Source organism: Bhargavaea cecembensis, from assembly GCF_001619585.1.
Taxonomy (GTDB): domain Bacteria; phylum Bacillota; class Bacilli; order Bacillales_A; family Planococcaceae; genus Bhargavaea; species Bhargavaea cecembensis_A.
Window position 1 is genome coordinate 183,846 of the sequence record NZ_LQNT01000001.1, and the last position, 12,459, is coordinate 196,304.

Sequence of the window (12,459 nt, forward strand, 5' to 3'; positions counted from 1 at the left end):
CTACTTCATTTTACACTAATTAATACAAATCCGATTAATTAAAAAATGCATCCCGTTTCAAGAACGCGATTAAACGTCATTTGAAACCGGAAATGATAAAGTGGTCTATAGAAGACAGGCCCGAAATCAGCTTTTAATGAAGGGATCACTTATACCGATATGGACATTCTGCGCGTTATAAGAAAAACCCGTCAGTTCTTTGTAGACTGGCCGATCCGTGAGGGGACAGTACTGCACGGGCGGTATCAGGTTTCTGATGTCATCGGAACGGGCAGTTACGGAATCGTTTATCTTTGCACCGATTTACAAGTATCGAAAAAAACAGTTGTCAAGCAACTTCGGCCGAGCAAGAGGCATCGCAATAAAGAGGTCAGCATGTTTCAGCACGAAATATCGATCATGAGAAAATTGGATCACCCCAAAATGCCGGTGTTCATTGAAGATTTTTCGGATGATGGTCAGCACCTATTCTTTGCGATGACGTTCATTGAAGCAGAAAATATGGAAGAGCAGATTTTCGCCGAGCAGAGATCGTTCAGTGAGGAAGAATCACTGCAAATCCTATATCGTCTGCTGCAGATCGTCGATGATCTTCATGGAAAGGGAATCTATCATCAGGACCTGCGAATCCCCAACATCTTAATCAGCCGTGACGATTTTTATCTCATTGATTTCGGGCTTGCAGTGTGTGAAGACGAAATTTTACAGACAGCCAATCGATCGGGTAAACATAAAAAAATTGAACAGCTGAGGCTTCAGGATTACCATGATATGGGGGAGATTCTGCTCTTTCTGCTCTACACCACGTACACCCCAAAAAATAAAAAAGCTCTTCCTTGGACAGAAGAGCTGACATTAAGCAATGGAACCGTCCATCTGCTTAAGCGCTTGCTTGGCATTAAAGAATCTTATGAGGACATCGGAGAAATTACCGCTGATGTCCGGCACGCAATTTCAAGTACAAGAAGAAAAGGTTAGCTGCTGCTCCTGCCTCGCCTCTTATAGTATTTGCTTCCGCTCATCGGTGAACGATTGGATCTCCGGCTGCTTGAGCTGCCCCGGCGATAATGATGGTGTCTTCTTGAACTGCTTCCGCGAGACAGGTTTTTCAGCTGTTTCAAGATTTTCTTAAACATGCCTGACCTCTTTTCGTGTCTGAAATATGTTTTTCATCTTAACACGCAACGAATGACAAAAGCTCGTCCGGAAGTAGTATGGACATCCAGCATTTTTTTAGTGACTTATCCTACTGTGTGAATTTTATTGGCCTCGACTTTTTTATTGTGCATAAACCCGAGTCCCAACACCATAACCGTTAAAATAGCCGGGATGAGATAGGATGTCGGCCCGTGTTCAATATGAAGGAAATCAGTGAAGCCTTTATCCTTTAAGATCATTTCACCTGCAGTCCACGCGAGAATTCCCGCACCGGCGTAAGCAATCCAGGCATATTTGTTCATGGCTCTTACGATGAATTTAGAACCAAAGATCATAATCGGGATACTCACTGCAACGCCAAGCGCGATCAGGCCGATGTGACCATCGGCAGCACCTGCAACCGCTACGACATTATCAAGGCTCATGACCGCATCCGCCATAATGATGGTCCCGATTGCAGCGGTCAGGCCGGTCGAAGCTTTCACGTGTGCATCTCCTTCGTCTTCGGCCAACACCTTATAAGCGATGAGAAGAAGCAATGCTCCGCCAATCACATTGACATAGGGAATTTTTAATAAGTAGACGATCATGGCCGCAAAGAATATGCGTAAAATGACGGCCCCTGCTGTTCCAATAAAAATCGCTTTGTTTTGCTGGTGTTTCGGAAGGTTTCTGGTTGCCATTGCAATGACGACCGCATTGTCTCCCGATAAGATAATATCGATCGCAATAATTTTTAATAACATGACAGTTGCTGCTGAAGTGATGGCCAGTCCGACAATCGATTGTATGTCCATCGAACAATTCCTCCTAATTTAATATTGAATCCTTAACTACAACTACATATCTTACTCCTATAATTTGGTATATACAATCTTGCAGTGTATTAGAGATCACATGCTTTTCGTATTGGGATAGGTTGCCAATACGGATACATTTTATGTTTATTTCATATTGTCCATAACTAATAAGCCTTTCGGAGCGGCATTCTGCCTGCCCCGAAAGGCTTTTGTTCATACTTTTTTAATGCCCAGTTCTTCCGCCAGCAGGGTGATGGACTTCATGCGGTTTTCGGCGCCAAAGACATTGGGGACGATGGTCACTTCGTCAGCCTGATAGGTTTCGGCGGCCTTTCGGATTTTTTCTGCAACCTGGTCGGGTGTTCCGATAAACATTCGTCTCCTGTTGTGCCGGATCTTCTCCCTTTCAAGCGCACTGACTCCCCGCTCCAATGCCGTTTTGACGGATGGGTAATACGGAGGAGGACTGGAGGATTCCACAGTCAGCAGCCAAAGGTCGAATGCGGTGGCCAGCGCCTCTGCCTTCTCTGCAGTTTCTGCGACAACAGCGAACACGGCAATCATCACTTTGGAACTTTCGAGAAGAGGGGACGGGCGGAAGTTCTTCCTGTAATGATCGACGGCATCCATTCCTCCCTCGGGATTGCCGAGATGCGCAAAGGCATAGGACATGCCCTGATCAGCTGCAATTTCCGCACTGCCCCGGCCGGTTCCGAGAAGCCACAACTCCGGAGCAGTCTCAATAACCGGCATGGCAGTAAGGTCCTGAAAGCGATGGCCATCGGCGGGTTCAGATAAAAAGTTGCGAATATCCTCGATCTGCTGTTCATAGGATAAGCGTTTTCCTTTTGATTCATTTAGGGCGCGATTGACCAGCTGGTAGCTGGGAGAACGGCCGATGCCGAGATCGATCCGGTTCGGATGCAGTGCTTCAAGGACACGGAAGTTCTCTGCGACCTTATAGGGGCTGTAATGGGGGAGCATGACGCCGCCGGATCCGATCCGGATGTGTTCAGTTGAATCGGCAAGATGCATCATCAGCATTTCGGGACTGCTGCCGGCAACCGAGCGCACATGATGATGTTCGGATACCCAGAACCGCCTGTAGCCCAATTTTCCGCCAGATTTGCGAGTTCTGTCGTAGCAAGCAGTGCCTGGCGGCCGTCTGATCCTTCATCGATTGGTGAATAGTCGAGGACGTTATAGATGACCACTCTTCATTTCTCCTTTTTTGGCTCTTGATCAGTTAATCCCCACTCTATCACAGCATGCGGAAACCGGGCCGGCTGACGGTTTTATATAGCCGTTGACCGGAAAGGAGACGGAGGGCCACTTGGCGAATTGAAAAGGTGTAAATTGTAAAATAGCAGGAGGTACAGAAATGCATAATGAGGCGCTGGTTACGATCGAATCGACTTTTCCGCTGAGCGGGACACTGACAATGCCGGATGAAAAGCAGGGCACCTATCCGGCTGTACTCATCATTGCAGGCTCCGGAAAGGGCGACCGGGATGGAAACCTTAAGAATCTGCAGATGAATATCTATAAGGAGCTGGCAGAATTTCTGACCTTGCAGGGATATATGACACTCCGTTATGACAAACGCGGAACCTATAAGAGCGAGGGAACATTCAATGAAGCCGGGCTTTCTGACCTGATCGATGATGCTGTCGAGGGAGTACGGTTTCTCAAGCATCATCCGTCAGCTGACCCGGAGCGCATTTTCATACTGGGCCACAGTGAAGGTGCGTTGATCGCACCTGCAGTACACGACCGTGAGCCGGTGGCCGGAATGATTCTGGTGGCCGGAGCAGCGGAGCCGTCAGTCGACCTCATGCCGAGGCAAAATGAATTGGCCTACGCAGAGATGAATGAAGCGAAAGGGCTGAAAGGCTGGGTCTTCAGGACATTTAAAGTGACGGACCGCGCCAGAAAGCAGAACGAGCAGATCTTCGGGAAAGTGGCTGATTCCGACAAGCCGGTCATGAGAGTCAAGGGAATCAAAATGAATGCAAAATGGCTCCGGGAAACGCTGGCTTACAATGTTGTGGAATATCTCGAGCGGGCAACTTGTCCGGTGCTTGCAGTGACCGGAGACAAGGATCTCCAGGTGCCGCCGGAACACGCCCGCCTGATCGCTGAAACGGTTCCGGGCGAGTCCGAATGGCACATCATCCCGGATATGAATCATCTGCTGAAAGAGTATGAAGGCGAGCACACCATGCTCGGACTCTTGAAGGAGTACAAATCGGTTGCAGACAGTCCGCTGTCACCGATATTAACCAGTGTCATCGGAGAATGGCTTGTTCAGCAAAAGTCGGCTCAACCAAGATAAAAGAACGGCATTCCGGTCCATTCCGGAACGCCGTTGTTTTATGTAAATGGTAAAATGGGGACAACAATCGGAAGGGGGAGAGAGACAATCGCATCCATCATTGAATTTCAGAACGTAACAAAAGAATACGGGGACGGTACAAAAGCCGTGGATTCCCTCGATATCGAGATCAAAAGCGGTGAATTCATCGCCCTGATCGGGCCGAGCGGATGCGGTAAAACGACCACCCTCAAGATGATCAACCGGCTGATCGAACCGACTGCCGGAACGATTCTGATCAACGGGGAAAATGCCGGAAGCTATGATGTTCACCGGCTCCGGTGGAATATCGGCTATGTGCTTCAGCAGATCGCCCTTTTTCCGCATATGACCGTCGAAGAGAACATCATGGTCGTCCCCGAGATGAAACAAACGGCCAAAGCGGCGATGAAACGGCGCGCCCATGAGCTCATGGAACAGGTCGGCCTTGATCCGGCCGTTTTCGCACAGAGAAAACCCTCCGAATTATCCGGCGGCCAGCAGCAGCGGGTCGGTGTCATCCGGGCATTGGCAGCGGATCCGGATATTCTCCTGATGGACGAGCCGTTCAGTGCGCTCGATCCGGTAGCGAGGGAAAAACTCCAGGATGACCTTCTCCATCTGAAAGGAACAATAAAAAAAACCACCGTGTTTGTCACCCACGACATGACCGAAGCACTCAAACTTGCAGACCGGATTTTCCTGATGCGGGATGGAAAAGTCATTCAGACCGGCACGCCTGATGAATTGATGCGAAATCCTGCCGGCGCATTTGTGAGTGAATTCATCGGAAGGGAAAAAGGCAGCATGCATGAATACTTGGACTTGAGACAGTGGGTGTCTGCTGCTTCTGCAGAAGATCTGCCATCGGGGGCTGTTCTTCCCGCAGACGTCCGGGCAGACCGCCTCGTCACCGTGATGGCCGAGCATGAAACAGTTGGTGTGGAAGATGGAGGCGAACTCATCGGCCTGATTGACCGGGCCACGGCTTTCCGCCTTCTTGCAGCCGAGGAGAAGGGGGCAGGCCATCATGACTGAGTTTTTTTCTGTCTTTGGGCAGCGGAAAAACGATTTATGGATCGCACTTCTGGAACATATCGAGATATCATTCATCTCCCTGTTATTTGCCGTCCTGATTGCGGTGCCGACTGGTATATGGCTGACCCGCAGGAGGAAGCTGGCCGACGGAATCATCGGGGTGACTTCCGTCATTCAGACCATCCCCTCACTTGCCCTGCTCGGTCTATTGATCCCGCTCGTAGGAATCGGGCGGATTCCCGCGGTCATCGCCCTGACGGCCTATGCACTGCTTCCCATTCTCCGGAACACCTATACCGGAATCCGTGAAATCGATCCGTCCCTGATTGAAGCGGCGCAGGCGATGGGCATGAACACGCGCAGACGGCTCCTGAAAGTGGAGATGCCTCTTGCCATGCCGGTCATTATGGCTGGAATCCGTACATCAACCGTCCTGATCATCGGGACCGCAACGCTTGCAGCGCTGATTGGTGCAGGGGGGCTCGGCGATCTGATCCTGCTCGGAATCGACCGAAACAACACCGCCCTGATCGTACTGGGCGCCATTCCGGCAGCCTTGCTGGCCATCGTCTTTGACCTGATTCTGAAACAGCTCGAGCAAATGCCGTTCAGGAAAAGTCTTTTGGCTATTGCAGTGATTTTCGCGCTTTCAGCCATTGTCATGCTGGCATCTCTTTTCTCGAAGGACGAGAGCAAGCTGGTCATCGCCGGAAAGCTCGGTTCGGAACCGGAGATTCTGATCAATATGTACAAAATCCTGATTGAAGAGGAGACGGATCTTGAGGTTGAGCTGAAGCCGGGTCTCGGAAAGACGAGTTTTGTTTTCAACGCCCTCCGCTCGGGAGAAATCGATATTTACCCCGAATTTACCGGGACGGCCATCTCTGAGTTCCTGAAAGAAACTGCAGAAACCACAGACAGCCGGGAGGTCTACGAGCAGGCACGTGATGGACTGTCCGAACATTTTGAAATGGTCCTGCTTGAACCGATGCAGTACAACAATACATATACACTGGCAGTGCAGGAAGGATTTGCAGAAGAACACGGCCTGGATGCCATATCCGACCTGGAGAAAATTGAAGGTGAGGTAAGGGCAGGATTCACACTCGAATTCTCGGACCGTGAAGACGGGTACCTGGGCATCCAATCCCTGTACGGCATCCAATTTTCCGATATCGTTACGATGGAGCCGAAGCTGAGGTATACAGCGATCGAGTCGGGAGACATCAATCTGGTCGATGCCTATTCCACAGACAGCGAAATCGAACGGTACAGCCTGAAAGTGCTGCAGGATGACCGGAATCTGTTCCCGCCTTACCAGGGAGCACCGCTCATGATGGAAGAAACCGCAGATAACCACCCTGAAGTTGTAAAGGTGCTGAATACGCTGTCCGGCAGAATTTCAGATGATGAAATGCGTGAAATGAATTACCGGGTCAATGTCGACGGAGTTGCTGCCGAAGACGTCGCCAGTGACTATCTTGAATCGGAAGGCCTGATTGAAAGTTAAGGTCTGTTGCTCCTCTGCAAGCATTTGCTGCACAGGTCAGATTCTGCAGTATTGAAACCATTTCCGGCTCCAGCCGTATATCAATTGTAGACTGGTGAATTCGGCTAAGGAGAGGACCCCCATGAACAGAGCAGAGGCAACAGTATTGGAGAAAGTACCGGAAGACTCAACAGTGTATGAGCTGATCAGGACCGGGTTTGCAGAAAGAAAGACGCGGCTTGTGGATATGCTGTTCGATGAAGTGCTGACATTGAATCGGACTGTCAGCCAGCTGAAGGGCAAAGAGGCGTACTTTTTGGTGATCAATGGCACACAAGCTGAGCTTGTCACAGTCAGCGGGGACACGATTTCGGAACGGAAAGAGGCACCTCCTGAAGCCGTTGCCGGCAAGAAGACATTTGCAAATGATGGTTACACGTATAAGAGATACCGAAAAATCCTATGAATCATTGTTTAGGACTCGCACAATGCCGATATTGGCTAATAAGCGGTAATCAGCTGGTTCCTTTCAAGGGAATCCAAAGTTCATAGAGGAGTAAGGGGCAGCCGATAACCGGCTGCTCTTTTTTGCCTGAATGGCTTGTGCCGGAAAAGGGTAAAAAGAAAGAATGAGCCGCTTGCACAATTTTGACCGGACTGACATACTGTATATATGAACATATAGTCATATAAGGGGTTCGGGAGGAGATTACATGGGTCATCACCATCACGGCCATTCGCACGGCCATTCGCACAGTCATGCATCTTCCAATAAAAAAGCGTTGTTCTGGGCGTTTGTCCTGATCACTGCGTTTATGGCTGTTGAATTTATCGGCGGGTTACTGACAAACAGTCTTGCGCTTTTATCGGATGCCGGTCATATGTTGAGCGATTCCGCAGCACTTGGCCTAAGCTTTCTCGCCATTCTTCTGGGCGCCAGAAAGGCGACAGGCGAGAAGTCATTCGGATACCGCCGCTTTGAAATTCTGGCTGCCGCCGTGAATGGCATTACACTCATTGTGATCGCAGCGGTGATCATGTTTGAAGCGGTTCGCCGTTTTATGGCCCCGCCGGAAGTCCAGAGCACGGGCATGCTGGTCATAGCGGTCATCGGGCTGCTGATCAACATTGCCGCAGCCTTCATCCTCATGCGGGGAGGCAAAGACGACAATCTGAACGTGCGGAGCGCACTTCTGCACGTGATCGGCGATATGCTCGGCTCAGTCGGTGCAATTACGGCCGCGGTATTGATGATTCTCTTTGGCTGGTGGATCGCAGACCCGATTGCCAGCATCATCGTCTCTATCCTCGTGCTGGTAAGCGGATGGCGGGTAACCAAGGATGCGGCCAATGTTCTGATGGAATCGGCTCCTGATGGAATCAACCCTGAAGAAGTCCGTAAGTCTCTTGAAGAGCTGGATGGCGTGAATGACGTCCATGACCTTCATCTCTGGTCAATCACTCCGGATGAGCCACTCCTCAGCTGCCATATGACCATCAACGGGCAGGGCGATCCGGACCGGATCCTCCACAACGCACATCGGATTCTTCACGACCGGTACTCCATCGATCACAGCACCATCCAGCTTGAGACCGACGGGGGCGGCTGCCCGAGCCCTCATGGAACATGTAACTGATAAAAGGTGATCCGCTGATTTGCGGATCACCTTTTTTGTTATTTATTAAATTGCTCAATATAGTCCCGGTATCCGTCCATCCACTCCAGTTGCGGCCATTCGCCGGTCGGGTTATTGCGCTCGTTTTGCTGGGGGTCACCGGGTGTGGAACGTCCCTTCTTCACATAATCCTCGAGATCTTCCATCAGAGAGTCAATCACATCCGGATGCCGGTCGATGACATTATGAAGTTCTTTGACATCCCGGCTGAGATCGAACAGTTCGGCAGGCTTGAATGAAATATCCGGACCAATGTCATCCATGCTTCCTCCATCTGTTACGAGATTCAGTTTCCAGTGGCCCCTTCTGATGGATAGTCCGCCGTTACCCGAGGAATGGACGATATCGCCGCGGACAGGCCGATCCCGGCCCTCCCAGAGCGGAAGGGTGGATACCGAGTCTTCTGCTTCATTTTCCCCAAGTTCTGCACCGGTCAGCTCGGCAAGGGTACGATACAGGTCCGACAGGCTCACCATATGATTGGAGGAGGAACCACTCTTGATCACTGGAGGATAAGAAATAATGGTCGGTTCCCGGTGGCCGCCCTCCCAGATATCTGACTTTTTCCCGCGGAAATGGTAGCTAGGGTTGTGTCCTTGTTTGAGAAGGCGGGAAAAGTCGGCGACTCCGGATGCACCATTGTCACTCGTAAAGATGAAGATGGTTTCCTCGAATATCCCTTTCTTTTTCAGCTTGTCCATGATCTCGCCGACGTAGGCATCAAGCTGAAGAACCCAATCTCCGTAATCTCCGATACCCGACTTGCCCCGGAATTCCTTAAGGGGCAGGATGGGGCCATGGACCAGGTGGACAGGATAATAGAGGAAGAACGGCCGGTCGCTTTCAGCAAATTGGCCGATCAGCTCCAGTACTTTGTTTTGCATGTCGGCCGGGACCTCTTCATGAACAAAATGCGGCGCTTTCACACCTACCTGCCAGGCTTTCTGCTGGCTGGCGCCAAGCCGGTCGAGTCCCGGGACCCCTGTGATTTCTGTCGGCTCTTCCAACACCCTGTCGTTTTCGATATAGACAAACGGCGGCTGATCCAGAGAAGCCGGGGTTCCATAGAAATAATCGAATCCCATCTGGAGCGGTCCATAGGTAATCGGTTTTGAATAGTCGATGTCCAGGCCTTCCAGGTCGATGATCCCGACACTCGGGTCGAAGTTTCCGTCACGGCCCATTCGGGTGTCGGGCACCTCAAATTTCTCCTCATCCAGGCCGAACCCTTCAAAGTCATATCCGTCTTTCAGTTGCCAGCCAAGGCCAAGATGCCATTTCCCGACCGCCGCGGTTTGATACCCCTGATCCTTCAGCATCTGCGCCATCGTTCTTCTGTTCTTTTCGATCAGCGGTTCGGAGTCACCGGGACAGACAAAACTCTTCAGCCTGGACCTCCAATTGTATCTTCCGGTCAGCAGACCGTATCTTGATGGTGTGCAGAGGGCGGATGTTGCATGGGAATCCGTAAAGCGCATGCCGCCTTCCGCCAGGGCATCGATGTTTGCTGTGTTGATTTTGGATTCCGGGTTAAAGGATGAGACGTCTCCATATCCGAGATCATCTGCGAGAATCAACACGACATTTGGCTTTTTCTGTGTCATTTCATTCACTCCAAATTAGATTGTCGTATCATTCTTCCCTGTTTGGGCTGTTGGGCAAACAGGGAAGAATGATACGAACCAGGTGAAAAGGAATGAATGAGATGGAAAATTCGGATACTGGCTGCTGCACCCCCGGACGAAAGCACCATTACCAGACAGAGAATTCTTTCATTATAGTACCGTCCAAGAAAACCCGTGATCAAGAGAATATGGTTTACATACCGGGTGGCTCATTTCTGATGGGAACAGAGGATGGGGATGGTTTTTCGCAAGACGGGGAAGGGCCCGTGCGAGAAGTAAGGGTGGACTCGTTTCTGATCGATCCTGTTGCCGTTACGAATGAATCATTCCGCGAATTTATCGATCAGACCGGCTACACGACCGATGCTGAACGGTTCGGATGGTCGTTTGTCTTTCATCTGCTGATCAGCGACAGGACAGCTGAAACAGTAATAGGCAGTGTCCCGCAAGCACCATGGTGGCTCGCGGTGCCGGGAGCGGACTGGCGGCATCCGGCAGGTCCGGACTCGGGGATTGATGATTGTAAGGATCATCCGGTCGTCCATGTATCTTATCGCGATGGGCTTGCTTACTGCAGATGGGCCGGCAAGCGCCTGCCGACGGAGGCGGAATGGGAGTATGCAGCAAGAGGGGGCCTTGAGTCTAAGAAGTATCCGTGGGGAGATGATCTCTTGCCGGAAGGAGAGCATAGATGCAACATCTGGCAGGGAGAGTTCCCGATGATCAATACGGCATGTGACGGATATGTCGGAACGGCTCCCGTGCGATCCTATTCGCCGAACGGGTACGGCCTGTACAATATGTCGGGCAACGTATGGGAGTGGTGCTCAGACTGGTTCACAGAACGCCGGAGCGGCAGCCGTAATCCTGCAGGACCGGAAAGGGGGATGACGAAGGTGACTAAGGGCGGATCTTATCTGTGCCATCATTCGTACTGTAACCGATACCGCGTCTCCGCAAGATCGTCGAACTCACCCGATAGTTCGACCGGAAATACCGGCTTCCGCTGTGTAGCCGATGCAGAACATATCAAAACAGAAACAGGCCGCCGATAATGCGGCTCTCATCCAATCATAAGCATCTTCCCTCGGTGGACCGGGGCGAAATAAAAAAGGTGATCCGCGGGTATGCGGGTCACCTTAATGGTGTCTGGCATGATCAATGGCCTGTCTGAGAAGGTCCACGACATGTTCATCATCGATGGAGTAATGCAGGGAAGTTCCTTCTCTCCTGTATTTCACGAGCCGCAGGTTCTTCAGAAAGCGCAGCTGGTGGGAAACGGTGCTCTGAAGAAGGGAAAGCCGGGCAGCTATTTCATTCACCGGATACTCATGCTCAGAAAGTAGGTGAAGGATCCGCAGTCTTGTCGGATCGGACAGTGCCTTGAAAGTCTGGGAGACGATAAACAGCGTCTCCTCATCCAGTTCATTCTCGCCGGATGGTATGGGATTCGTTTCGTCCTGCATGTCTCCGCCTCCTTGTACCGATTGATTCCATTATAGCAAAAGAAAAAAGGAGGCCATGATGCGGCCGCCTCAGTTCAAATTAGCTCCTAAAAATCTTAAATGACCAAAAATCGATTGCCTTCTTTAGTTTCTATTGATCGCCATTGGATCCTTCGATTTCGACATCATATCCGTCACCCGTATTGTAATCTGTTATCTCGATTATATAAACAGGTACCGTTTGCCTCAATAAGCCGTATGGCGGATTGAAGCGGAGGGCCCGAGACTCCTCGAAAATGCTTCGCATTTCCTTCGTGCGAGGCGGATTCGGGGAAGTTTCTCTGTCCTGCGGGAAAAGCGTTAGCCGAAGACCCCGCAGGATGTTGCGCAACGCTTCACGATGCGCACAGACGCCAGTCTTCGTACTGGCGCCGGCTAAGGCAACGCCCGCGGACTAGCGGGCGCCGTTACGGAGAACGGCGTCTGTGACCAAAGCTTTGCTTTGGTCAACAAGGACCCGCAGCGGAAATCCGGAGGATTCTCAGGAAAAGAAAAGACTGCAGTCAAAGGAGCAAAAATACTCACTTTGTCTACAGTCTGAGGTGGCCTTGTTGCTGGCTTCAATATTCGATCTGATCCTCGATCTTCCCATCATCATCATGGATGATGGCCATGCTGCCGTATTCTTCCGCCAATTCTTTGGCGCGGGAAACGACCTGGGATTTGTCATCCTCCTGCATCATCTGCTCTTCTTCGCCTTCTTTTTTCAATGCCCATTTGCCGTCATCCGGGACGACATGATAGTTTGCCTTTCCGGTTCCGGCGCGATTTCCAAAGTACTTTTCAGGGCCATTGTCATTTCTTCCTGGCATGAT

At 50.9% G+C, this 12,459-nt stretch carries 13 protein-coding genes; 7 read left to right on the forward strand and 6 right to left on the reverse strand.

The window, feature by feature from the left end; all coding sequences use genetic code 11:
- Positions 1 to 159 precede the first annotated feature (159 nt).
- Complete coding sequence (locus tag AV656_RS00950) at positions 160 to 978, forward strand: serine/threonine protein kinase (RefSeq protein WP_063177930.1); 819 nt, start codon at positions 160 to 162, stop codon at positions 976 to 978.
- 263 nt (positions 979 to 1,241) lie between these two features.
- On the opposite strand, the gene AV656_RS00955 is transcribed toward AV656_RS00950, so the two are convergent.
- The 3 genes from AV656_RS00955 to AV656_RS16705 form a co-directional block, all read right to left on the reverse strand.
- Positions 1,242 to 1,955, reverse strand: coding sequence for a TerC family protein (locus AV656_RS00955; protein WP_197462180.1), 714 nt, complete (start codon positions 1,953 to 1,955; stop codon positions 1,242 to 1,244).
- Positions 1,956 to 2,171: 216 nt separating this feature from the next.
- Positions 2,172 to 3,032 carry an LLM class flavin-dependent oxidoreductase gene (locus tag AV656_RS00960; protein WP_331711546.1) on the reverse strand — a complete coding sequence of 287 codons (861 nt, stop codon included), beginning with the start codon at positions 3,030 to 3,032 and terminating at the stop codon, positions 2,172 to 2,174.
- Positions 2,996 to 3,172, reverse strand: coding sequence for a hypothetical protein (locus AV656_RS16705; protein ID WP_331711542.1), 177 nt, complete (start codon positions 3,170 to 3,172; stop codon positions 2,996 to 2,998). Before AV656_RS16705 ends, AV656_RS00960 begins: the two co-directional genes overlap by 37 nt.
- Before the next feature lie 167 nt (positions 3,173 to 3,339).
- Here AV656_RS16705 and AV656_RS00965 point away from each other — a divergent pair, with 167 nt between their 5' ends.
- From AV656_RS00965 to AV656_RS00985, 5 genes are all read left to right on the forward strand, one after another.
- Positions 3,340 to 4,293, forward strand: a complete 954-nt coding sequence (locus AV656_RS00965; RefSeq protein WP_063177932.1) for an alpha/beta hydrolase family protein — start codon at positions 3,340 to 3,342, stop codon at positions 4,291 to 4,293.
- Positions 4,294 to 4,389: 96 nt separating this feature from the next.
- Positions 4,390 to 5,349: an ABC transporter ATP-binding protein gene (locus AV656_RS00970; protein ID WP_063178858.1), complete on the forward strand. Its 960-nt coding sequence runs from the start codon at positions 4,390 to 4,392 to the stop codon at positions 5,347 to 5,349.
- Positions 5,342 to 6,859 carry an osmoprotectant update ABC transporter permease/substrate-binding subunit OpuFB gene (gene opuFB / locus AV656_RS00975; RefSeq protein ID WP_063177934.1) on the forward strand — a complete coding sequence of 506 codons (1,518 nt, stop codon included), beginning with the start codon at positions 5,342 to 5,344 and terminating at the stop codon, positions 6,857 to 6,859. Before AV656_RS00970 ends, opuFB begins: the two co-directional genes overlap by 8 nt.
- A gap of 121 nt (positions 6,860 to 6,980) precedes the next feature.
- Positions 6,981 to 7,304 carry a hypothetical protein gene (locus AV656_RS00980; protein ID WP_063177936.1) on the forward strand — a complete coding sequence of 108 codons (324 nt, stop codon included), beginning with the start codon at positions 6,981 to 6,983 and terminating at the stop codon, positions 7,302 to 7,304.
- 247 nt (positions 7,305 to 7,551) lie between these two features.
- Entirely contained in the window at positions 7,552 to 8,475 is a 924-nt protein-coding gene (locus AV656_RS00985) for a cation diffusion facilitator family transporter (RefSeq protein WP_063177938.1), read from the forward strand.
- 38 nt (positions 8,476 to 8,513) lie between these two features.
- Here the strand turns inward: AV656_RS00985 and AV656_RS00990 are convergent, their stop codons facing one another.
- The gene (locus AV656_RS00990; RefSeq protein ID WP_063177940.1) at positions 8,514 to 10,118 is read right to left on the reverse strand and encodes a sulfatase family protein; all 1,605 of its coding nucleotides are present in this window, start codon (positions 10,116 to 10,118) and stop codon (positions 8,514 to 8,516) included.
- 101 nt (positions 10,119 to 10,219) lie between these two features.
- Here AV656_RS00990 and AV656_RS00995 point away from each other — a divergent pair, with 101 nt between their 5' ends.
- On the forward strand, positions 10,220 to 11,194 hold the full coding sequence (locus AV656_RS00995; RefSeq protein WP_063177942.1) for a formylglycine-generating enzyme family protein: 975 nt from the start codon (positions 10,220 to 10,222) through the stop codon (positions 11,192 to 11,194).
- An 84-nt stretch (positions 11,195 to 11,278) separates the two neighbouring features.
- On the opposite strand, the gene AV656_RS01000 is transcribed toward AV656_RS00995, so the two are convergent.
- Positions 11,279 to 11,605 carry an ArsR/SmtB family transcription factor gene (locus AV656_RS01000; RefSeq protein ID WP_063177944.1) on the reverse strand — a complete coding sequence of 109 codons (327 nt, stop codon included), beginning with the start codon at positions 11,603 to 11,605 and terminating at the stop codon, positions 11,279 to 11,281.
- Between the two features lie 599 nt (positions 11,606 to 12,204).
- Positions 12,205 to 12,456: a DUF2188 domain-containing protein gene (locus AV656_RS01005; protein ID WP_063177946.1), complete on the reverse strand. Its 252-nt coding sequence runs from the start codon at positions 12,454 to 12,456 to the stop codon at positions 12,205 to 12,207.
- Positions 12,457 to 12,459 lie beyond the last annotated feature (3 nt).

Excerpts from the sequence above, each read along its gene's own strand:
- opuFB (WP_063177934.1), top strand. The coding sequence starts at position 5,342 with ATGACTGAGTTTTTTTCTGTCTTTGGGCAGCGGAAAAACGATTTATGG.
- AV656_RS00965 (WP_063177932.1), top strand. The coding sequence starts at position 3,340 with ATGCATAATGAGGCGCTGGTTACGATCGAATCGACTTTTCCGCTGAGC.
- AV656_RS01005 (WP_063177946.1), bottom strand. The coding sequence starts at position 12,456 with ATGCCAGGAAGAAATGACAATGGCCCTGAAAAGTACTTTGGAAATCGC.
- AV656_RS00950 (WP_063177930.1), top strand. The coding sequence starts at position 160 with ATGGACATTCTGCGCGTTATAAGAAAAACCCGTCAGTTCTTTGTAGAC.
- AV656_RS01000 (WP_063177944.1), bottom strand. The coding sequence starts at position 11,605 with ATGCAGGACGAAACGAATCCCATACCATCCGGCGAGAATGAACTGGAT.
- AV656_RS00995 (WP_063177942.1), top strand. The coding sequence starts at position 10,220 with ATGGAAAATTCGGATACTGGCTGCTGCACCCCCGGACGAAAGCACCAT.
- AV656_RS00985 (WP_063177938.1), top strand. The coding sequence starts at position 7,552 with ATGGGTCATCACCATCACGGCCATTCGCACGGCCATTCGCACAGTCAT.
- AV656_RS00980 (WP_063177936.1), top strand. The coding sequence starts at position 6,981 with ATGAACAGAGCAGAGGCAACAGTATTGGAGAAAGTACCGGAAGACTCA.
- AV656_RS00955 (WP_197462180.1), bottom strand. The coding sequence starts at position 1,955 with ATGGACATACAATCGATTGTCGGACTGGCCATCACTTCAGCAGCAACT.
- AV656_RS00990 (WP_063177940.1), bottom strand. The coding sequence starts at position 10,118 with ATGACACAGAAAAAGCCAAATGTCGTGTTGATTCTCGCAGATGATCTC.